Source organism: Mesorhizobium sp. M1D.F.Ca.ET.043.01.1.1 (genome assembly GCF_003952385.1).
GTDB lineage: Bacteria > Pseudomonadota > Alphaproteobacteria > Rhizobiales > Rhizobiaceae > Mesorhizobium.
Genome location: NZ_CP034444.1, coordinates 5,612,626 through 5,635,425 on the forward strand (window position 1 = coordinate 5,612,626; position 22,800 = coordinate 5,635,425).

16 protein-coding genes are annotated in these 22,800 nt (G+C 64.0%); 3 read left to right on the plus strand and 13 right to left on the minus strand.

The window, feature by feature from the left end:
* Window positions 1-27 precede the first annotated feature (27 nt).
* From EJ067_RS27185 to EJ067_RS27245, 13 genes are all read right to left on the minus strand, one after another.
* The gene (locus EJ067_RS27185; protein ID WP_245468064.1) at window positions 28-1,449 is read right to left on the minus strand and encodes an FAD-binding oxidoreductase; all 1,422 of its coding nucleotides are present in this window, start codon (window positions 1,447-1,449) and stop codon (window positions 28-30) included.
* A gap of 38 nt (window positions 1,450-1,487) precedes the next feature.
* A complete protein-coding gene (locus EJ067_RS27190) occupies window positions 1,488-2,243 on the minus strand; it encodes an amino acid ABC transporter ATP-binding protein (protein WP_126088246.1) in 756 nt (251 codons plus the stop codon).
* 13 nt (window positions 2,244-2,256) lie between these two features.
* Entirely contained in the window at window positions 2,257-3,336 is a 1,080-nt protein-coding gene (locus tag EJ067_RS27195) for an amino acid ABC transporter permease (RefSeq protein ID WP_126088247.1), read from the minus strand.
* Window positions 3,337-3,339: 3 nt separating this feature from the next.
* Window positions 3,340-4,503, minus strand: coding sequence for an ABC transporter permease subunit (locus EJ067_RS27200; RefSeq protein WP_126088248.1), 1,164 nt, complete (start codon window positions 4,501-4,503; stop codon window positions 3,340-3,342).
* 82 nt (window positions 4,504-4,585) lie between these two features.
* Window positions 4,586-5,620, minus strand: a complete 1,035-nt coding sequence (locus EJ067_RS27205) for an amino acid ABC transporter substrate-binding protein (protein WP_126088249.1) — start codon at window positions 5,618-5,620, stop codon at window positions 4,586-4,588.
* A gap of 86 nt (window positions 5,621-5,706) precedes the next feature.
* Entirely contained in the window at window positions 5,707-6,657 is a 951-nt protein-coding gene (locus EJ067_RS27210) for a LysR substrate-binding domain-containing protein (protein ID WP_126088250.1), read from the minus strand.
* 84 nt (window positions 6,658-6,741) lie between these two features.
* On the minus strand, window positions 6,742-7,491 hold the full coding sequence (locus EJ067_RS27215) for an SDR family oxidoreductase (protein WP_126088251.1): 750 nt from the start codon (window positions 7,489-7,491) through the stop codon (window positions 6,742-6,744).
* Between the two features lies 1 nt (window position 7,492).
* On the minus strand, window positions 7,493-8,215 hold the full coding sequence (locus EJ067_RS27220; RefSeq protein WP_126088252.1) for an SDR family oxidoreductase: 723 nt from the start codon (window positions 8,213-8,215) through the stop codon (window positions 7,493-7,495).
* A 279-nt stretch (window positions 8,216-8,494) separates the two neighbouring features.
* Window positions 8,495-9,283 carry a FadR/GntR family transcriptional regulator gene (locus tag EJ067_RS27225; protein ID WP_189510128.1) on the minus strand — a complete coding sequence of 263 codons (789 nt, stop codon included), beginning with the start codon at window positions 9,281-9,283 and terminating at the stop codon, window positions 8,495-8,497.
* A gap of 56 nt (window positions 9,284-9,339) precedes the next feature.
* On the minus strand, window positions 9,340-9,687 hold the full coding sequence (locus EJ067_RS27230) for a RidA family protein (RefSeq protein WP_126088254.1): 348 nt from the start codon (window positions 9,685-9,687) through the stop codon (window positions 9,340-9,342).
* 13 nt (window positions 9,688-9,700) lie between these two features.
* Window positions 9,701-10,507 carry an SDR family oxidoreductase gene (locus EJ067_RS27235; RefSeq protein ID WP_126088255.1) on the minus strand — a complete coding sequence of 269 codons (807 nt, stop codon included), beginning with the start codon at window positions 10,505-10,507 and terminating at the stop codon, window positions 9,701-9,703.
* Entirely contained in the window at window positions 10,500-11,312 is an 813-nt protein-coding gene (locus EJ067_RS27240) for a shikimate dehydrogenase (RefSeq protein WP_126088256.1), read from the minus strand. The genes EJ067_RS27235 and EJ067_RS27240 overlap by 8 nt, the downstream gene beginning before the upstream one ends.
* 3 nt (window positions 11,313-11,315) lie before the next feature.
* Window positions 11,316-12,206, minus strand: coding sequence for a 2-hydroxy-3-oxopropionate reductase (locus EJ067_RS27245; protein ID WP_126088257.1), 891 nt, complete (start codon window positions 12,204-12,206; stop codon window positions 11,316-11,318).
* 111 nt (window positions 12,207-12,317) lie between these two features.
* Between EJ067_RS27245 and EJ067_RS27250 the strand changes: the two genes are divergently transcribed.
* The 3 genes from EJ067_RS27250 to EJ067_RS27260 all read left to right on the plus strand — a co-directional run bounded on the left by EJ067_RS27250 (window position 12,318) and on the right by EJ067_RS27260 (window position 22,781).
* The gene (locus EJ067_RS27250) at window positions 12,318-13,082 is read left to right on the plus strand and encodes an aldolase/citrate lyase family protein (RefSeq protein WP_126088258.1); all 765 of its coding nucleotides are present in this window, start codon (window positions 12,318-12,320) and stop codon (window positions 13,080-13,082) included.
* Between the two features lie 14 nt (window positions 13,083-13,096).
* Window positions 13,097-14,314, plus strand: coding sequence for an FAD-binding oxidoreductase (locus EJ067_RS27255; protein ID WP_126088259.1), 1,218 nt, complete (start codon window positions 13,097-13,099; stop codon window positions 14,312-14,314).
* A gap of 1,054 nt (window positions 14,315-15,368) precedes the next feature.
* A complete protein-coding gene (locus EJ067_RS27260) occupies window positions 15,369-22,781 on the plus strand; it encodes an LEPR-XLL domain-containing protein (protein WP_189510130.1) in 7,413 nt (2,470 codons plus the stop codon).
* Window positions 22,782-22,800: the final 19 nt, after the last annotated feature.

Consider the following 22,800-nt stretch of genomic DNA (forward strand, 5'->3'; position numbering starts at 1 on the left):
AAATGCGATCCATTCGAAAGTTTTTCTTTATAGTGGCGAGCGCACCAGCACACCGGGGTTCATCGTCCCCTTTGGATCAAGCGCGCCCTTCAACCGCGCCATGAGGTCCCGCTCCACTGCGCTTCGGTTGCGATCGGCCATGCCGATCTTGGCGCGGCCAAGTCCATGCTCCGCCGCGAAGCTGCCGCCCATTTCCGTGGCAAGCGATGACAGCGCTTCGGCGAACTCCACGGCCTTGCCGTCGAAGTCGGTGCGAGCCTCCGGAGGAGACAGATTGTAGTGGATGTTGCCGTCGCCGAGGTGCCCGAACGGATTGATCCGCACACCAGGCAGAATGTCGTTGCAGACTTTGGCGCCGGCCTCGATGAAACGGGCGATGGCGCCCGGCGGCACCGAGATGTCATGCTTCAACTGCTCGCCCTCCAGACGTTGTGCTTCCGGTTGTTCCTCGCGCAGCCGCCAGAACTGCGCCCGCTGCGCGCCTGAAGAGGCCAGCGCGCCATCTACCACCATGCCTTGCTCCATGCCCCATTCCAGCGCCGAATTCAGGATCTCGTCCAGCGGGACCCGCGTCGACCCCGACGCGAGTTCGACGAGCAGATAGACGTCGCCCCGCGTCTCCAGTTGGTAGGCGAGGTCGGGCAGATGCTTGAGCGCCAGCGCCAGGCCGACATCGGAGAAGAATTCGAGCCCGGCAAGGAACTCGCCGGCCTCGCCGCGCAGGAAGGCGCCGAACGAAACGGCGGCGGCGAAGTCGGACATGACCAGAAGCGCGCTCGCCTGCTGCTTAGGTGCGGGATAGAGCCGCAGCACCGCGCGCGTCACGACGCCCAGCGTGCCTTCGGCGCCGCAGTAAAGCTTGCGCAACTGGTAGCCTGCATTGTCCTTCTGCACCGCGCGAAGGCCGTCCCATATCGCGCCGTCCGGAGTCACGACTTCGAGGCCCAGCACAAGATCCTGCATCATGCCGAAGCGAAACGCCTGGCTGCCACCGGCATTGGTGCCGATCAGGCCGCCGATCCTGGCGCTGCCTTCGGCGCCGAGATGCATTGGGAACATCAGGCCATGCGGCTCGAGCGCCTCGTGCAGCGTGGCGAGCACGACGCCAGCCTCGACAAGGATCGATCCGCCCTCCGGATCCGTCTCGCCGATTGCCGCCATGCGCGAAAGAGATACGATCACCGCGTTGGGCTGCTGGGCCACGGCGCCACCGCACAGGCCTGTGTTGCCACCTTGCGGTACAACGGCAAGTCCTGCCTCGCGGCACGCCTTGACGAGTGCGGCCACCTCGGCGGTATTCGACGGCCGGGCGACGCCAAGGGGCCGAACGCCATAGCGGTTGAGCCAGTCGCGCTGGTAGGGCTCGGCGTCAGGGCCCGAAAGCCAGCCTTTCGGGCCGAGAATTTGGCGCAACGTGGTGACGGGGTCGGTCATTGAGATACCTGACATGTGCGGCACGCCGCGTATAGACAGTGGCGGCACCCGGCTCAATGACCCAAGACCTGCGACAGGAATTGCCGGGTGCGCTCGTTACGGCAAGAGGTGAAGAACTCCTCAGGCGGCGCTTCCTCGACGATCTCGCCGCCGTCCATGAAGATCACCCTGTCGGCGACCCGGCGCGCAAAGCCCATCTCATGCGTGACGCAGATCATCGTCATGCCTTCGGAGGCAAGCGTGACCATGACATCCAGCACCTCGGCGATCATTTCCGGGTCGAGCGCCGAGGTCGGCTCGTCGAACAGCATGATCTGCGGCTGCATGCAGAGCGCGCGCGCGATCGCGACGCGCTGCTGCTGGCCGCCGGAGAGCTGACCGGGAAACTTCGTCGCCTGCTCGGGAATGCGGACCTTCTCCAGATAGCGCCGGGCGGTTGCCTCGGCTTCCGCTCGCGGCCGCTTGCGGACGATCATCGGAGCAATCATGCAGTTCTCCAGCACCGTCATGTGCGGAAACAGATTGAAGTGCTGGAAAACCATGCCGACCTCGCGCCTGATACCGTCGATGTTGCCGACATCGTCGTCGAGCTCGGTGCCGAGCACGGTGATCTTGCCGCCATTGTGCTGCTCCAGCCGGTTGATGCAGCGGATCATGGTGGACTTGCCGGAGCCGGAGGGACCGCAGACGACGATCTTTTCCCCGCGTTCCACGGAAAGATTTATCTTCCGCAGCGCGCGGAACGACCCATAGTATTTGTCCAGGTTCTCGATGCGAACCGCTGGTCCGGATGACTGCGTCGAATTCACTTGCGGGCCCCTCCTATCGTTCGCCGACCGACATGCGCCGTTCGAGGAAGGCGCCGTAGCGGGACAGGCTGAAGACGAAGACGAAATAGATCAGCGCAATGAAGGCATAGACCTCGACATAGGCGAAGCGCCAATCGCCGGTTCCGTAGGCGGCGTTGCCGGAAGCCAGGATTTCGAAGAAGCCGACGATCACCACCAGGGAGGTCTCCTTGAACGCGACCACGAACTGGTTGATCGTCGCCGGCAACGCGTTGCGCATGGCCTGAGGCAGAAGGATGCGGCCGATGCGCTGCCAATAGCTCATGCCGAGCGCCATCGCGGCCTCTTCCTGTCCCTTCGGGACGCCCTGCATGCCGCCTCTGACGATTTCGGCCTGATAGGCGGAGAAGAACAGGGCGGAACCCAGGATCACCCGGTAGAGCTTGTCGCCAGCCAGCCACTGCGGCAACGCGAACGGCAAAACGATGGCGAATGTGAAGAGGATCGAGATCAGCGGCAGCGAGCGAACCCCATCGATGATGAGGCCGGTGGTCCTGGAAATCCAGGGCAGGTCCGACCGACGCAGCAAGGCCAGGCAGATCGCCAGCGGGAAGCCGATCAGGCATGTCGTCACGAAGATGAAGAGGGTCAGCGCCAATCCACCCCAGGCCTCCTCGCCGACATAGGGCAGGCCGAGCACACCGCCTTTCATGAGCACGTAGTAGAGGGCTGTTCCGGTTCCCCATACCAGCGCGATCCGGCGCCCCGTCCAGAAGGCCGGGATACAGCTTAGCACCGTCATAGCCACCACGGTGACGCAGGCCAGCGCGGAGCGCCATTGCTCTTCGAAGGGATAGAGTCCGAACAGGATGATGCGCCACCTGGCGGCAATGACCGACCAGCAGGCTCCCGCCGCCGCCTGGCAGGCCTCCGGCCCGCCGCTGGTGGTGAACACGGCCGAGAAGATCGCCCAGTTGAGCAGCTTCCAGGCCAGCAGGACCATGATCGCCAGGGAGACCAGCGACAACAAGGCCTGCAGCGGCGTCGCAAAAAAGCGTCGTCTCAGATCTTCGAGTGCTCCAGGAGCAGGCGGCGCGACAACGACCATTTCCATCTGTCACCCCCTCAGTTGATTGCCCTTGAGGGCAATGGCCTTGTTGATGCGGTTGAACACGGCAGCCAGGCTGAGATTGATGGTGAGGAAGCCCGCCATCAGGATGCCGATCGCTTCCAGCGTCTGACCGGAATGGTTGATGGTCAGTGCCACGATCATGAAGAAGTCGGTGAAGCCGACCGCAATGCCCATCGTCGTCGCCTTGATCAGCCAGATATACTGGTTGGCGAGGATCGGCAGCATGGCGCGCAGCGCAAGCGGCAGCTTGACCAGCGTGAAGACACGCCAGGGGCTGAGGCCCAGGGAGAGCGCGGCCTCCACCTGGCCCTTGCCGACGGCCTTGAAGCCGCCGCGCACGATCTCGGCGATGTAGGAGCCGCCATAAATGGCGATGGCGACCGCGAGCGCGGAAAATTCCGGCGGGATGCGGAAGCCCCCTTTCAGGTTGAGGCCCTGCAGGGCAGGGAAGTCGAGCAGCGGCAGGTCCGGCAGGCGACCGACGATCAGGATGACGGCGGCGCAGGCCAGCGCCGCCGCTACGCCGGCGAGTTGGATGGCGAGCCGTTCGCCGACTGGTTGGCTGAGGCGCGATGTCCTGCCCAGCCAAACCGGCAGCACGACGGCGGCAATCACGGCCACAATGGCCAGCGCCATGGCCACGCCGCCGATATTGGGAGCAGGGAGGTAGAGCCCGCGGCTGGTCAGCAGCACGCCCCAGGCCTCATGCGCGGCGCGCGGTGTCGGCAGGTGCGTGATGATCGCGTACCAGAAGAAGACCTGGAGGATCAGCGGGATGTTGCGGAAGATATCGACATAGGTGCGGCCTAGCAGCCGCGCCAGCTCGTTCGAGGAGGTGCGCGCGAGCCCGACGACCGTCCCGACGATCGTCGCCATCATCAATCCGATGCTGCCCAAGAACAGCGTGTTGATGATCCCGATGAGGAAGAACCACCAATAGGGATCGTTGGCCGTGACGGGCAGGAGCGAGAAGCTCACATCCCAGCCCGTCGATTTGTAGAGGAAGTCGAATCCCGAGGTGATCCCTTGCTCCGCAAGGTTGCGCCTCGCGATCATCACCCCGGCAAGCACAAGTGCTGCAAGCGAGCCGACATAGAAGACCTGCAACAGCGCGTTGCGGACCTTCTGATTTCTCAGCAGGCCGACCATTTGCCAATCCTTCCTGAATAGCCGCCGGTTCCGCCGGGCGAGAGCCAGGCAGAACCTATCGCGGGATACGTTTAGAAGCGGATCAGTCGATCACCAGCGGGAACAGGACGCCGCCATTGTTCCAGAGGTTGGTCAGGTCGCGATCCATCTTGTAGGGCGACTCCTTGCCGAGATCGCGATCGAAGATCTCGGAGTAGTTGCCGACCTTCTTGATCACGTTGTAGGCCCAGTCGTCGGCGAGCCCGAGACCCTTGCCCATGCCCGGCGAGACGCCGAGGAATTTGGCGACCGCCGGAGACGTGGGCTTGGCCTTGATCTCGTCGACATTCTTGGAGGTGATGCCTTCCTGCTCGGCGAACAGCAGGGCGGTGAGCGTCCAGTTGGCGACGTCGACCCAGTTGTCGTCGCCTTGCCGCACGATCATGACCTCGGGTTCGACCGCAAGCACGTCGGGCAGGATCACATGGTCGTCGACCTTGCCCTTGGCGACACGCGCGATTGCAAGGACCGGGCCCCACTGGGCGTACATGTCGCAGCGGCCCGAGAAATATGCCTGTTCGAGTTCTTCCGTCTTTTCGATGACGACCGGCTCCAGCTTGATCCCGACTTTCTGCGCATAGGCGGCAACCTGCTGCTCGATGGTCGTGCCGGCGGGAATGCAGATGGAGCCGCCATCGGCGTCCTTGAGCGACTTCAGATTGAGCTCCTTGTGCGCCATCACCTTGGTCGTGCCGAGGTAGTACGACATGGAGAATTGCAGGCCGAGTTCGGTGTCGCGGCTGAGCGTGCCGCCGGAGGCCTTGATGATGATGTCGACATCGCCCGACTGCAGCGACGGCCAGCGCTGCGCCCAGCTGATCGGAACGACCTTCAGTTTCGCCGGATCGCCGAACACGGCCGTGGCCACCGCCCTGCACAGGTCGATGTCCATGCCCTTCCAGTTGCCCTTGTCGTCCACTTCGGCGAAGCCGAGATAGGAGCCGTCATGGCCGGTGCAGTTGAGTACGCCGCGCGCCTTGACGGTCTCGAGCGTCTTGCCGCCGGCAGCTTGCGCCGGCGCCGAGAAATGAACCAGGCCAAGGGCCAGGGCCGCAGCCCCCCATTGCATCATTTTCATGTTTGTTGTCTCCACTGTTGAGGTTGTTCCGTTTCTTGTTGTTGGAGATCCGAAACAGCGTTCGGAACTCAGTCGCGAAGCCGCTCCTAGTCGGAGAGCGGAGCCGGTTTCGGCAAGGAGGAGAGCTTGAGATCGCTTCCCCAATCCTGTTGGGCGAGCCACCGGTGCAGGGCGGCGACGGCCTTGACGCGCAGATGCCCGCGCGGGACGACGAGGTAGAAGCCTGGAACTTCCTCCGGCCTCATATCGGCAATGGCGTCGCGGCCGATCGGCGCCACCAGTGCGCCCGACCGCAAATCTTCCTCGGCGTCGATCACCGAGACCAGGCCCACGCCGATGCCTTGCAGGGTCGCGCGGCGCATGGTGGCCGCGTCGTCGAAGCTGATGCTGCGGTCGCCCTCGGTCTGCTCCACGGCGAGGTGGCGCAATATGTCCGGCCACAGGCGCTTCGACTTGACGGTGTCGAGCAGCGTGAAGCTTGTCAGGTCCTGCGCCGACTTGATCTTCTCGCCGATCGCCGGCGTACAGCAGATGATCTTGGGGTCCGGCACCAGCAGGGTGGTCTCGTATTCGGGCCAGCCGCCGTAACCCCACAGGACCGTCATATCGATGTCGTCGCGCCCGAAATCGGGCAGGTCGACCATCGTCGTCAGGCGCAGGTCGGCGCCCGGCAGGATTTCGCGGAACAGCGAGAGCCTTGGCAGCAGATAGTGCGTGGCGAAATACGGGCTCGCATTGAGGTTGATGCGGTCCCGGTAGTTCGACTTGGTGACGCGGCGGACACCCTCCGAAAACTCGTCGAAGCCAGCCTTGACGTAGTGCGACAGCAGGATCGCCGACTCCGTCAGCTCGATCGACCGCCCCTTGCGCTCGAACAGCGTCACCTGGAGCGTGTCTTCCAGGAGCTTGATCTGCTGGCCGACCGCCTGCGGCGTAACCAGCAGTTCGTCGGCCGCCTGCCGGAAGCTCTTGTGCTGCGCAACGGCGTGGAAGACACGCAGCGCATTCAGCGAGGGAAGGCGAAGCTTGCCGGTCATCTAAGTTCCGCCTCCGTTTGTTCGAGACTCCGCTCATTCATGCACTGCCGCATCTTCCGCCGCCTGTCGGCAGCGGAAGTTGCGTCAGGCGTAGATGTAACCACCTGAAACGATTACGTTTTCGCCAGTCATGTAGGTGTTCTTGGGGCCACCGGTCATGAGCACCCACTCGGCAATCTCGGTCGGCTCGGCGCCGCGGCCGAGCGGGCTCGCCTTGGCCAGTTCCTCCAGAAAGCCGAGGGCTTTAGCCTTCTCCGTGGCCATGCCGGCCGGCGCCACCGAATTCACCAGGATACCGTCCTTGGCCACGTGATGGGCGAAGGAACGCGTCAGGCTGACGACCGCCGCCTTGGTTGCCGCGTAGTGGGCGTTCTGCGGGTGCGCCTTGAAAGCATCCACCGAAGTCAGGTTCACGATCCGTCCGCGCACCTGGGCTTTCGGCTCCTGCGACTGCATGTGGCGAACCGCCGCCACCATCATGTGATAGGTGCCCTTGATGTTGATGCCGTTGGAGGCGTCCCACTCGGCATCGGTAATCTCGAGGAGCGGGCGGCGCGGATAGATCGCGGCGCAGTTGATCAGCGTGTCGACGCGCCCGAGCGTCGAAACGATGGCGTCGAAGGCGGTGTGGCACTGAGGACCGACCTGGATGTCGCAGGTCGCGGTGGCCGTCGGCAGGCCCTTGGCCTTGGCGGGCTCCAGCGCGGATTCGGCGGCGCCCTGGTTGATGTCGATGATGCCGATCTTTGCCGCCCCGGCCTCTACCGCCATGCGAGCCAAAAGCGCGCCGAGGCCGGCGCCGCCACCAACGATGAGAACGGAAAGATCTTTCATCCTATTTTCCTTGCTTGCTGCCGCTCGGGCTGGTCGGCCGGGTCGGCATGATGTCGAAGCGGGTCACGTCGACCGATGCCGGTAGGCCGAGCAGGGCGACGACCATTTTGGCCACGTCGTCCGGCTGCACGGCGACGTTGCCGGCGTACATGGCGGCTCTCGCCTCCGGGTCGAGGATGTCCTTGTAGAGCTGCGTTTCGACGCGCCCGGGCACTATCTCGGTCACGCGGATGCCATGGGGGGAAAGGTCGGCGCGTAACGCGGCGGCGAAGCCGGCGAGTGCCGCCTTGGTGGCGGAATAGACGGCGACGTTGGGGAATGCCGCATGGGCGGCGGAAGAGCCGGTGAACAGGATATGCCCCGACTGCCGCTCGCGCATCTGCGGCACGACGAGCCGGGTGAGCAGGATCGCCGCGCTGACGTTCACCTCGAGCGCGGTGTCGATGTCGGCGATCTTCATGTCGGCGAAATTGCCGAGCGGCGGCATGATGCCTGCGTTGTTGATCAGCACGTCGATGGTGAGATCCGCCACGACCGATTCCAGCGCCTCGCGGTCGGTGACGTCGACGGCGATCGGCACGATGCCGGGTCGTTCGGCCTGCAACTCCTTGAGCGCGGCTTGGCTGCGCCCGACGGCGTAGACGTCATAGCCGGCGTCGCTCAACGCGACCGCCATGGCCCGCCCTATGCCGCTCGTCGCACCTGTGATGAAGGCTGTCGTCACGTGGGCTTCCCCGATTGCCTAGGTTTCAGTTTGCGGCCTGGGCCGGTGCCGCGAAACCAAGAAAACCAGCAAAAAGGAAAGATAAACTTTCGAAAGCGCTTGTCGTTCCCGAAACCCGTGAGTGTGTCCACGCAGTCGCCAAAGCCGAAAAGCCAAGGAAACAGTGAGAAATCGACGTTTTCAGTGTGGGCGAAGCGGTTAGCGACTGCTGGTGGAGCAAAAACATGGCTTTCGCGACGTGTAGCCGTATTTGCTCCAGGAGACCCTGATACCCAGGCCTTATCCGCCGGTCTGCACGGGCCGCTTCATATCGGTGAAAAGTGAGGCCGCTGCCGCCTTCTGCTCGGCGTCCGTCGCCTCGACGCCCGAGGCCCGGGCGAGGGCGCGCACCCGCCCGAGACTGTTGTGCAGGTGCTTGCGCATGGCCTGACGGGCAGCGCGGCCGTCCTGCCTTTCGATGGCGTCGACGATTGCCTTGTGTTCGTTGTGGATGCGCGCGTAATAGCTGTCCTTCAGGGCAGGCTCGACCACATAGCCGAGCTGGAAGCGCGGCACGATTATCGGCCCGAGATAGCTCAGGAAGCCGTGGATGAATTCGTTGCGCGCGGCCTTGGCGATCGCGAGATGGAAGTCGTAGTCGTAGTGGATCTGGACGGCTGCGGGATCGGCCTGCTGGGCGTCAACCTGTTCCATCATGGCGCGGATATCGCCTGCGTCCTTGTCGGTCCGGCGCTCCGCGCAGAGCCCTGCGGATTCCACTTCGACGCTCAACCTGAGCTCAAGCAAAGCAATGGTTTCCGGCAAGGTCCTCAGCGTCTCGTCCGGTATCGAGAAATTGCGCGGCGCAGGCGTTTGGCTGACGAACATGCCGCGCCCCTGCTGCGGCACCACCATGCCCTCCGAGCGCAGCCGCGCCACGGCTTCGCGTACGACGGTGCGGCTGACATCGTATTCGGCGCAAAGCTCCGCCTCGGTCGGCAGTTGCGCGCCGGGCTGCAACTGTCCGGAGCGGATCTTTTCGGCCAGGCTCTCCGCCACAAGGGTGGAAAGTGGCTTGCGCTTCGTCATTGACGTCCTTTCGCTCAAGTCCAGATTCGGGATGATGCCCGAACCGGCAAGACCATTCAAACCGCCGCGGTGACGATCAACTCGACCAGCATTCCGGGCTTGGCCATGCGTCCTTCGCCGGAGGAGCGCGCCGGCGCATGCTCCTTCGGCATCCAGGCGTCCCAGACGGTGTTGACCTCATCGAAATCGCGCACGTCGTCCAGCCACATCTGGACATGAAGGATGCGGGTCTTGTCGGTGCCCGCCTTGGCAAGCAGCGCATCGATCTTGCCAAGCACCTCTCGCATCTGATCGGCTGCAGACTGGCCAGGCCGGGCGACCTGGCCGGTCAGGTAGAGCGTGCCGTTGTGGATGACGCCGTGATGGATGCGGGTTTCGAAATCGAAGCGCTGGATATCGCTCATTGGATTGACCTTGTCAGATTGCCGGCGTCTGCCGGATAGGATTGCCCTGCAGGTATTGCGCGTAAGGCGCCTGTACGAGCCAGCCGGCATCGACAGGAAGGGTGACGCCGGTGATCGACGCAGCACGGTCGGAGCAGAGGAACAAAGCCGCCTCGGCGACGTCGCGCGGCTCGACGAAGCGGCGGAGCGCCGTGGTGGCCTGGATGGCTTGCGGGTTGCGCTCGCCCTTCGCGATCTTTGCCTTCAATCCATCGGACAGCGTGTAGCCGGGCGCCACGGCGTTGACGCGAACGCCATGCGGGCCAAGCTCGGCGGCAAGCATCTGGGTAAGGGCCAGGACCGCATGCTTGCCGGGCGTGTAAGCCGGGAGCGACAGCGGCGCGAATGAGGCGAGGGAGCCGACATTGAGGATCGCGCCGCGACCGGCGGCCGACATCAGGCGGCCGAACACCTGGCAGCCAAGCAGCGTGCCGCGATAGTTGATGCGCCACATCTGCTCGTCTTCGTCGAGGTCCTGGTCGAGCACATGCTTGCCGCTCTGGAGGATGCCGGCGCAGTTAATCACGACGTGCGGCGTGCGGAAGGCATCGCCGACAGCCCGCGCCAGCGCTTCGACCGAGGCGGGATCGCCAACATCGGTCTGGACAAACAGCGCGCGCGGCGCGCCCGCATTCTCGCAGGCGCCGGCAGCTTCCTTGCCTCTGATGGCATCGCGGCCGGCGACGACCACCTGATAGCCATCCTCGGCGAAGCGTTCGGCCATCGCACGGCCGATGCCGGACGTGCCGCCGATGAGGACCGCGGTCAGTATGTCAGCCATTGCGGCGATCCTTGCGGTCGATGTCGAAGAAGGCGGCCATGGCCTCGACCTGGAAATCCATCATCGGGCGCCCGGGCTGGATGCGGCAGCCGATCGCCTTCGCCGCCTTCAGCAATGGCGTTTCGGCCGGCTCCATGATGATGTCGACCACGGTCATGTCTGGTGTCAGCTTGCTCACATCCATCGGCAGCGGATCGCTGGCTTTCAGGCCGGCGGGCGTCGCGTTGATCGCCATATCCATGCCGGATGGATCGGGCTCGCCAACCTCGATGCGGCACTTGGGGAACGACTCGTTGACCAGCGCAGCTAGCTTTTGCGCGCGGTCCTTGTCGACATCGGTGAGACGGATCTCGGCGGCACCTTCCTCGGCAAGGCAATAGGTCAGCGAGGAGCCCGCGCCGCCGGCGCCGACCTGGAGGATCCGCTTGCCGGCGATCTGGTGTCCGCCTGCCTTCAGGCCATCGATGAAGCCGACGCCGTCGAAATTGTCGGCATACCAGCTGCCGTCCGCCTGTCGGCGCACCGAGTTGGCGCTCTGCACGCGCGATGCGCGATCATGGGCTGCCGCGCATTTGTGATAGACCGGAACCTTATAGGGCACCGAGATGATCACGCCACGGATGTTCTCCGCCGCCGTAATGCCGGCCCAAAAAGTGTCGAAATCCTCCGGACGGCAGCTCAGCGGCACCATCAGGCTGTCGAGCCCCTTCTGCTCGAAGATTTCGTTGAAGATTCCGGGACTCTTCGCATGGCCCACGGGATGGGCCAGCATGACGAAGATGTCGGCCTTGCCGGTTCCGCGCATCGGTTATTCCTTTCCGTTTGACAGTTCGTGATCACTCAGGATTTCCAGCGCCCGCACGAGCGACGAATGGTCGGCCTCCGCGCCGCCCGCCCGGGCCGAACAGGCATTCATCAGCTGCTGCGCCGTTGCGGTGCCCGGCAAGGCAACGCCGAGCGCGCGGGCGCTTTCGAGCGCCAGATTGAGATCCTTCTGGTGCAGCTTGATGCGAAAGCCCGGCGCGAAGGTGCGCGCGATCATACGCTCGCCATGCACCTCGAGGACGCGCGAGGAGGCAAAGCCGCCCATCAGGGCGTCGCGCACCTTGGCCGGATCGCAGCCGGCCTTGCTGGCGAACACCAGCGCTTCGGCGACGGCTTCGATGTTAAGCGCGACGATGATCTGGTTGGCGATCTTGCAGGTCTGGCCCGCGCCGTTCGTTTCGCCGATCAAATTGATGTTCTTGCCGAGCTTCTGGAAAATCGGCAGCGCCCGCTCGAACTCGGAAGCCGGTCCGCCGACCATGATGGTGAGGCTGGCCGCCTTGGCGCCGACCTCGCCGCCAGAAACCGGCGCATCGAGATAGCCGGTTCCCGCTTGCCTGAACTTCGCTGCGAATTCGGCCGTGTCGATCGGGCTGATCGAGCTCATGTCGATGACCAGCTTGCCGGCCGAAGTTCCTTCCAGCACGCCGTTCTGTCCGAGCAGCACACGCTCCACGTCAGGTGTGTCGGGCAGCATGGTGATGACGATCTCGGACATCCGCGCCACCTCGGCGGCGGAGGTGACGACCGATGCGTTCAGGTCCGTCGGAAGAGGGGAGCGATTGAGGACCGTGACGATCTCATATCCGGCATAGGCGAGATGTCTCGCCATCGGCGCTCCCATGACGCCCAGTCCGATGAAACCAATCTTCATGTACAACACCCGCGGCGGTTAGAGCCATCTTGCAGCTCACGTTAGCCATATGATATAGGACATCATACAAATTTCAACGCACCTTCTTCTGGCTGGGAGACCGATCGCAAAATGCAGGAGCGCGTCAATTCGGTGAAAGCTGCCGTGCAGGCTGGCCGGCCGCATATCGGCATCTGGTGCTCGCTGGCTTCGGCGCTCACAACCGAGGTGGTGGCAGGCTCTGGGGCCGGCTGGTTGCTGATCGATGGCGAGCACAGCCCTAACGATCTGCGCGGCATCATGGCGCAGCTGCAGGTCGCGGCGGCCTTTCCATGCGAGGCGGTGGTGCGCCTGCCGTCGGACGACGCGAACCTCATCAAGCAGGCGATGGACATCGGCGCCCGCAGCCTGATGATCCCGAACGTACGCACGGCGGATCAGGCGCGCGGCATCGTCGGCGCGATGACCTATGCCCCGGGCGGCTTTCGCGGCTTCTCGGTCGGCCATCGCGCCAACGCCTTCGGCCGCATCGCCGGCTATCATGCGAAAGCGCGTGAGCAGCAGCTGCTAGCCGTCCAGATCGAGGATGAAACCGGTGTCGCCAATGCCGCCGAGATCGCGGCGGTCGACGGGGTCGACGTTCTGTTTGTCGGGCCGGGCGACCTTTCCACGAATATGGGCGCCATGGGCAACCCCGGCGCCCCTCATGTGCAGCAGGCGATATCGTCCGTTCGCAAAGCCGCTGCATCGGCAGGCAAGGCGAGCGGCATCCTCGCGCCCGTCAAAGCCGACGCGGACCGCTATCTCGCCGACGGCTTCACCATGGTGGCCGTCGGCTCGGACCTCGGCTTGCTGGCGCGGGGCTCGGATGCCCTGGTCGCGTCGTTCAACCAGTAGAGCGGAGAACAGACGTGGCGATCCCTCCTTACAAGGCACCTTCGCGCAGCGCCTATGACATCGTCATCGTCGGCGGCGCCGTCGTCGGCTCGTCGACGGCCTACTGGCTTACCCAGGCGCTTGGCAATCGCGCCTCGATCCTCGTGGTAGAGCGCGATTCGAGCTACGAATTTTCCTCGACCGCGCTTTCCACCAGCGCCATTCGCCAGCAATATTCCAATCCGATCAATGTGAAGATCAGCCAGTTCGGCATCGAGATCATCCGGAGCTTCCAGGAGCGGATGGCGCCGTTCTACACGAATGAGCCGGCACCCGATCTCGGCTTCAAGGAACATGGATATCTCTATTGCTGCTCTCCCGAGGGCGTGGACGCTGCGCGCGAACGGGTCGAGCTGCAGCGCGGCCTTGGCGCCCATACGGTCTTCCTCGAACCGGGCGCGTTGAAGGAACGTTTTCCGTGGCTGAATGTCGACGATCTCGGCGGCGGCTCGTGGGGCGCTCGCGAAGAGGGCTGGTTCGATTCCATGGGCATGTTGAACGGCTTCCGCCGCGCCGCCCGCGGCAGCGGAGTCGAATATATCGACAATGCCGTGACGGCGCTGGATGTCGTTGACGGGCGTGTCGTCTCGGTCCGCCTCGCGACAGGTGAGACGGTCGCTTGCGGAACGCTGGTCAACGCGGCCGGTCCAAGAGCGCAGCAGGTTGCCGCGATGGCCGGGTTGTCGATCCCGGTCGCACCCTACAAGCGCTACAGCTTCGTCTTCGCCAGCGCTAATCCGATTCCGGGCCGGATGCCCAATGTCATCGACCTTTCCGGCACATTCGTGCGCCCGGAAGGCGAGCTTTTCCTCACCGGCAACACGCCGCAGGGCGACGGGCCTGCCGACTATGACGACTTCGAGATGCATTTCGAGGAGTTCGATGACCATATCTGGCCGGCGCTCTGGCATCGCATTCCAGCCTTCGATGCGTTGAAGGTACAGACGAGCTGGACCGGCCACTACGAATACAACATGCTCGACCACAATGGCATCGTCGGCTTTCACCCCGACGTGAAGAACTTCATGTTCGCCAACGGTTTCTCAGGGCACGGCTTGCAGCAGTCGCCAGCGGTCGGTCGGGCTGTGTCGGAGCTGATCGTCCACGGCACCTTCCAGACGCTGGATCTATCGCCCTTTTGCTACGAACGCATTCCGCGCAACGAGCCGTTCCTCGAAGAGGCGGTGATCTAGCGAGCTTGAGTATTGACTACAATTCATCTCGCTGTTAGCCGCCGCACGAGCAGATTGACCTGCGACTTGTTTTAAGCACTTAATAGTCTATGCCAGATAACTGGCCTCCCTGAAAGAATCGGCCATGAAATGGCGAAACGCCCGACAAGCCCGTCGCTTCGCTCTCTGCTCAATGCAGTTTTTGACAGGTTGCGGAACCTGTTAAGCGAATAGGCCGACGCGGACTGCTGCATGGCGTAGGCCGAAACCATTTGAGCAACGGGTACCAGATTGACACCGTAAGCAGGCCTGCGCTTGTGTCCGGGCGTTGGCTAAGGTTGTCAGATATCTGGTTTTGGTCGCGTGAAGCCGACGGACCGCTATCGGCCCATTTCGGTCATTCACTAGGAGGAAGTTCCTGGCGACCCGCAGCCACAGCGTCGATATCTCGAAGCTAGTAGTTAATCTCGTTTGTCGTCATCAGGTTCGCCAGACCACACGAGAGAATACGAAGGAAATGGGTTGGCGAACCAGATTACAGGAGTGGTATCCGCGATCCATATGTTTCGCCGGCCGCCTGCGGCAGTCCGATGTCTTGTCGCTCAAATCCTGAGCCTGTTCCGTACATGCTCGATGCCGAAGGGGCGCGGGACTTCTTAAGCCGGCGCAGTTTTAGTCGCGCCCTGCAGTTTCCGTAAGTATGGCTGGGGCATAGTGAGTATGTTTAACGGAAGAAGTTCTATTTTAATGTATAAAATTCTATATTGTTGGTGAGAAGTCATTGGATTCCCGCGTTAATCTCGCTGCCATCCATCAAATTACGAAAAACTGACGCCCGGGGAGGTTCTTCCCATGGCGCCGGAAGAATTAGCATGGTATGAAGCAACGGTTTCGTGTCCAGCGGGGAGGCTTGGAGATGCTGCGTTCATTCGGCGTGGGTCCGTCATCGCGTGAAACGGTGCAAGAATCACGAAATGCCGGAAGAAGCATGTGGGCGCGACTGCTTGGGTGGGGAAGGAAACGCAAGGCACACCGGCATTCGCACTCCGCCACCAGTCATCTCCCTGGTCTCAGGTTGGAGCCGTTAGAGCCGCGTTTCCTGCTCTCGGCCGACATAATCCCCTTCCAGGTCGACATGACGGGCGACGCGAGCGGCGCGCACTATTCCTTGAAGTACGACAATCTTATCCAAGCCGTTCAGGTTTTCGACGACCGAAGCGGCATGCTGATCGACAGCCGCAGCGCGCAGGAAATCAACTTTATCCGTGTCGTCGGCACCGCTGCAAACGACCGGCTGACGGTCGACTTCGCCAAGGAATTCCTGCAGGGGGTCGAAATCGACTTCGAAGGCGGTGACGGTGACGATGTGCTGGCGCTGACGGGCGGGGCCTTCACAGACGTCACAGTGACGATGACCGGCGACGGCGCCGGAGCGGTCGCAGTCAGCGGCGCGGCCGGACCGCAGACGATCGGCTTCACCGGCGTCGGCACTGTTTTGGATGGGAGCGCGGCCGGTAACCGCATCTTCCGGGACGCGACGGGGCAGGGTCAGACGCTCAGGATCGGCGACAACGGGACCGTGGGCGACGGTATCTCAAGCATCGACGCGGTCGGCGCCGGCGGCGCGCTTACCTACAATTTCCTGCATCCGGACGTTAAGCTCACAATTGACGCCGGCGCGGGCGACGACACTATCGTCCACGACGGCTTCGAGACGGCGCTCGCCGGCAAGATCCTGCTGAGCGGCGGCGCGGGCAGCGACGCGGTGACCGGCCCTCCGGCAAACACCACCTGGAACATAACCGGACGGGATTCGGGTAGTGTTTCAGGGGTGTCCTTCGTTGAGGTCGAGAACCTTCGGGGTTCGGCCGACAACGAGGACACCTTTTTCGTTTCCGCTGGCGGCGTGATGAGCGGCGTCATGGACGGCGGCGCCGGCGGCTTCGACAGCATGGTTCTGGAAGGCAATTCCGGCACAATCGTCTACAAGGCCGACGACGCGCATTCCGGCACCATCACGCGCGACGGCGCGGTGCTGACCTATGCCGGCCTCGAGCCGGTCAGCCTCGGCAACGCTGCAAACGTCACCATCGATCTCAGCGCCGCTTCCGACAATGCAGTCGTGACGATGAGCGGGTCGACCGTAACGGTCGCATCGCAAAGCATTCCGACGTTCGAGCAGACATCGTTCGAACTACCAACCAATTCCGTCACGATCAAACTCGGCAACGACCAGGGTCTCTTCCCGCTTCTCAATGAATATTTGGGCGAGGACGTATTCGCTGGCGCCAACTTGGGGAACCTCATCGCCGCCTTCGTTGAGGGTGATGCGATCACCTTCCAGGGCACCATCAATCTCGGCTCGGCGAGCCTGACGGTCGATGGTGAGGATGGACTCGACAACATCATCGTGACCGGCGCCCTGACCGCCGGAGCGATCCACTTCAAGGCCGAGGAGATCAATGTCAACGCGGGCGCGTCGGTCTCCGGCACGTCCGTCAACTTTGAGGCCGTCGGCGAAGGCAACGGCCTCATTCCGACGGAACTCACCAAGGGTCTCTATCTGGCGGCGCCGCACGCCACCATCAACGTCACGGGCAGTGTGACCGCTACTGCGGGCGACGTCGTGATGAGCGCAACTGCCACCTCGTCGCTCACACCCAGCCAGGGTCAGATCGGAAGCATCGGCGGCGCTATCGTGGTCGGACTGCCGAAGGCCACGATCACATTGGGCGACGGCTCATCCAGCGCCCATATCTCGGCCACGGGCAAGGTCGATCTCGACACCGCTGTGAACGTTACCGTCACGGCTGCCGACGAGGCGGATTCGAGCGACACCGAAGCCAAATTGGACGCCGCGATCGCGGTCACTACGCTGATTTCCAAGTCCGAAGTCGGAATTTTTGGCGCCAGCACGATCGACGCAGCCGGTGCGGTCAGTATCGATGCCGCATCGACGTTCGAGATCGAGAACGTCGCGGACGGAACGGCGGGTGGCGCAGGCGCGACCGTGGCCGCGACGGTGGTCGTTGCCGCCACCGGCGTGAAATTCAGCGACTCCGCATCGATCGGCGCCACCACTGCGCCGACGTCCGTCGCGTTCGCCGCGACGACCACCAGCACCATCACAACCTCGGCGATCTCGACCAAGGGCGGTGGCGATGAGAATGGCGGTGCAAACCAGTCCGAACAGCAACTCGACAGCAACAATGCGAAAACCGCCGAGGGCTCCATCAAATTTGCAGGCGCTGTGGCAGTAACCGTCTACAGGCCGGTCACGCAGATCTCCAGCAATACTTCAGGCTCCATAACGAGTTCTGGTGACATCACGCTGTCAGCGACGACTACCGATACCATCACGTCCAGCGCCGACGGGTCCAACACCGGCGAAGCGCAGGACCCGCCGCCCTCCGGCGGCACCGGCGTAGGCGTCGCCGTTGCAATCGGCATCATCGCGCCCAAGACGCTCGTTTCCCTGGGCGGCACAGGCAGTTACACAGCCCCGAACGTGGCGCTGACGTCGACTCTCGATGCCGACAGCACCTACAGGACCGAGGCCACGTCCGGCGTCGGCGACGGCGGCAAGACCGGTTTCGCCGGCTCGCTCGCCCTCAGTGTCGTCACCTCCACCACCACGGCGCTGATCGAGAGCGACGCGAACGTCAATCTGAACGGCGCTAACCTGACGGTGTCGGCGGAGTCCGCTACCGCCACCGAGGCCTCCGCCAAGGCCACCGTCGACGGTAGCGGTAACTCGACGGGCATCGGCGCTTCGGTGGCGATCAGCGTCGGTGACAACGATACGATCGCCCGTATTTCCGGTGCGGTTTCCGGCGCCGCCGACATCACCGTTTCGGCGAAAGGTGTCCATGACGTTCTTGCCGCCGCCGAAGGCGGCGCGACGGGCGGCACGGCTGTCACTCCGGTTGTCGCGACCGCGGTCGCGCTCAACGACACGAGTGCCGACATCCTGGCTGGATCGACGCTGACGATCACGGGCGATCTGACCGTCACGGCCGAACATGACAATGAGGCAGCCTCCACCGCCAATGGCGCGGCCAAGGGCACCAACGCGGCGATCGGCGCGAGCCTGGCGTTGACGATCGCGCAGGACAGTCTGCTCGCGGGCTTGGCGCGCAGCGTCACGGCAGGCGGCGCGGTGCTAATCGCCGCGACCAGCCGGGCAGCCAGCCGCGCCGATTCCAAGGCGAGCGCTACCGGCGCCAAGCAGGAAGGCGACAACGGCGGCAACACAACCCAGAGCCAGACCAATACCCAGGTCGCCGGAGCGAACAATGCCAGCGGCGCGAGCGCTACGGCGCCCGGCACCAATACTTCGTCCGGTCCGCTCAGCGTGGCGGCGGCCATTGGCATCAATATTGTGCAGGACACGTCTTCGCATGCGGTCATTGGTGGTGTGTCGGGAGCCCCGATCACGGTCGCTGCAGAGGGCGGCGTCACCGTAAAGAGCCTCGCCAATCACGATGCCGCGGCAACTGCCGACGGCAAGTCCGTGACCACCTCGAACGCCACCGCCATTGGCGCGGCCGTTGCGGTCAACGCCTCGGACAGCCAGAACCATGCTTTGATCGAACATGCTATCGTGACCGGCGACGGCGTCACCGTCGAGGCGGGGATGGCCGAACGCGAGATCGAGGCGACCTCGACCATCGACCTCGATGCCGACACGATCTTCGTCGGCGAGCAGGCCGGCCTCGAGACCGGTGAGAAAGTCGTCTATTCCAACGGTGGCGGCGGCGACATCGGCGGACTGACTAGCGGTACTGACTATTACGTCATCAAGGGCGAGAAGGGCCTGATCCAACTCGCAGCATCGGCAGATGACGCCGACAACGGTGTTGCCGTGGACCTGACCAGCCTTGGCTCCGGCGACGCGCACAAGCTCCAGCGCCCCGATACCACGGAAGATGACGACATCACCTTCGATCCCGATGCAGCGCGGTTCGCGTCGCCCGGCGTGGTGACCGGTGACGAGGTCGTCTATTCCAACGGTGGCGGCGGCAATACGGACATCGGCGGCCTGACCGATGGCACCACCTATTTCGCCATCGTTGACGGCAGCGGAAACATCAAGCTCGCCGAAGATCGTGCGAAGGCCCTGAAGGGCGAGGCGATCAAGATCACCTCGTCCGGCACCGGCGACGGTCACAAGCTGACCGAAACCAGCCATTCGACCGACGCGACCGCCAAATCGGGCGCCAGCAAGGGCAAGATCGGCGTGGCGGGTTCGGTCGCGATCAACGTCGCCGAAGGCGAAACCAGCGCCATTTTCGGCGACGGTGCGGCCGTCACCGCCCAGGACGGTGACGATGCCAATACGGACATTGGCGCCTCGTCCGTCAAGGCCGAGACGACGACCTATACACTGACGCGGGCGTTTCCGGCGACCGCGGCGACGGGAACGACCACGGGCGTCGGCCTCTCCTTTGCCGTCGGCTATGCCGGCTACGACACGCTGGCCGAAATCAAAGGCTCGGCCACAGTGACCGCGAACGACCTGACGGTCGATGCCGACGGTGGCCACGGCTTGATCACGCTGGCGACCGCCGGCGCCGGCGCTGGACAGGGCGGCACTTCGGTTGGTGGCGCTATCGCGCTGGGGGTTTCCGACAACAACACCGACGCGCGCGTGTTGGCGGGCCTGGCCATCGAAATCGAGGGCGACCTGACGATCACGGCGGACAATGTTGTCAGCCAGACGACCGAAGCCAATGCCGAAGTGACCGGTTCTGGCGGTACCGGCGTCGGCGCAGCGATCGCGCTCGGGTGGACCGAGGACGGCGTTGGCGCGCGGCTTGAGCGCAGCGTCTCGACGGGCGCGGCGGTAGCGGACGATGTGAAAGTGGAGGCCAAGGGCACGATCACGTCGACGGTGCTGGCGACGGGCAGCGCCGAGGGCGAGAAGAACGCCAACAGCGGCGGCCAGACCTCGCAGAACCAGACCGGTTCGCAGACCAGTTTCCTGAATGCCAGGACGAATTCCAGCCTGACCGAACCGACCCCGCAGACCCAGGTGGCGAGCGCCAACCAGACGTCGCAGAACCAGACGACGAATCCGGGCGGGCAGGGTAACGCCAACGCCAATCAGGCGGGCACGCAGACGTCCGGTGGCGTGCTGAGGATCGCCGCGTCGATCGGCGGAACGGTGATCGTATCCAAGGTCGCGGCTGAGATCGCGGACGATGTGGATATCGATGCCAGCGGTGACCTGTCGGTCAAAGCGATCAGCGACGCCGACGCGCAGGCCGAAGCGGTCAGCATCGCCTTCACCAAAGGCTCGTCCTCGTCCAACAATGTGAGCGCCGCAGTAGCGTTCAACGTCGCGCTGATGGACACGACAGCGCGGCTCGGCAATGGCACCACGACAGCAGGGTCGGTGACCGTCGAGGCTGGCACCAGCGCCGGCGAGGTGAATGCGTTCAAGGCGTTGGCTCTTTCGGGAGCCGGCTCGCAGCAGAGCAGCACCGGCGGGACCACCCAGGGTGGTTCCGGTGGCGGCGGGCAAGGAACCGGCGGCGACAAATCGAGCCTCGGCATCGCCGGCGCGGTCGCCTTCAGCGTCCTCGGTTCACCGGCGACTGACGATCCGAACACGGTGAGCGCCAGCATCGCGGATGGTGCAACCGTCACGGCGCTCAACGGCGATGTCACGGTCACCGCGCGCCAGGACATCGGCATGCAGAACATCGCCGGCGGCGGTGCCTTGAGGATCTCCGGTGGTGGAGGCGGAGGCGGCGGTTCCGACACGACGGTTGGCGCAGCGGTCACCATCGGCGTCCTCGATGTCGAGACGCTGGCCACGATCGGCAGTGACGCCACGGTCACGGCGGACACCGGCAATATCGACGTGAGCGCCGCGACCACGTTCAAGCCGCTTGAGATCGTCTCGCCCTTCGTCAAGGCAGTAGATACGGGCGTCGACGTCACCAATCTGGCGATAGGCGCGGCCATCGGCTCGGGCGGCGACACCGGCGCCGGCTCGGCAGTCATCAACGTCCTCGACGTGACCACTCGGGCGAGCATAGGCTCCGGAGCGACGGTCACCGCGTCGGCGGGAGACGTCTCGGTCACGGCATCGAGCGACGTCAACGTCATCGACTTCGCTGGCAGCATCGCAGTCACCATCGGCTCCGGGCAGAAGAGCGGCAGCGGCGTCGGCATCGGACTCGACGTCACCGTACTTAACGAAACGACCGAAGCTCTGGTCGCGACCCGCAACGGCGCGGCGACCACGGTCACCGCCGGCGGCAACGTCGTCGTCGACGCGACCTCGTCGGAGGACTTTTTCCAGCTCACCGTCAATGCCGGGGCAGGAAACAGCAGCTCGGGCGCCGGCGGGCTCAATGTGCTCGTCAACGATACCACTACGCGGGCGCTGGTCGGGCGGGACCCGACGGATGCTGCTTCGACAACCGGCACCGCAGCGATCGATGCCGACGGTTCGGTTGTCGTCGCCGCGGACAGCAAGACGGTGATCGAGAGCTATGCAGGTTCGCTCGGCGTCTCGTTGAGCGGATCGGCGGTCGGCGTTTCCATCGGCATAGTGGTCGATCTCGACCAGACCACCGCAACGGTAGGCGCAGGGTCCACCATCACCGCGCTCGGAGGCAAGACCGCCTCGGTGAACGATGGAATCTTCGACGGTGACGGCAATCAGGGCTCGGAATCCGTCCGCGGTCTTGCCGTTACCGCGATCAGCTATGGCGACGTGTTCCTGCTGGCAATCGCGGCGTCCGGCTCGCTGGGCAGCGACAATAGCGGCCAGGGCGGTGGCTCCGGCGGCAGCAGCAGCTCCGGCGGCACCAAGGTGGGCATCGCGGCATCGGTCGGCGTTGCGGTCCTGAAGGGCGAGACCAAGGCCACAATCGGCAATGGCGTCGCGGTCAATCCGGACAATACCGGGGCCAATGCGGCGCAGGGAATCCTGCTGCGCGGCGCCGGCGAGACCAATCTGACCAACGTCACGGGCGGCCTGACGATCACCCTCGGCGGCGGCGACGCCGGAATCACCGGCTCGGTCACGGTCAACGAGGTCGATAATTTCGTCTGGGCGAGCGCGCTCGGGGGCAACACGCTGAACGCAGCCGGGGGCGGAGTCCGCCTGGATTCCCACGCCAAGGTCGACATCGATGCGGTGACGATCGCTGTCGCCGGCGTCGTCAGCACCAGTTCGTCCAGTTCCGGCAAGAACAGTTCCGTCAATTTCTCCGGCGCTGGCGCGGTGACCGTGAACATGGTCGAGACGGAGGCGCTGGCCGATATCGGCGCCGGCAGCGCGGTCTCGACCACCGGCGACCTGACGCTTGAAGCGAGCGACGATTCGGCAATCACCGCGGATTCCGGCGGTGTCGCTATAACCGTCTCGACCAATAACGGGACAACGGCAGGCTCCGTCGGCGCGTCGGTCGCGGTCAATGACATCACCCAGACCATTTCGGCGACAGCGACGGACACCTCCACGAGTTAGGTTTCATCGCAAGTGTCCT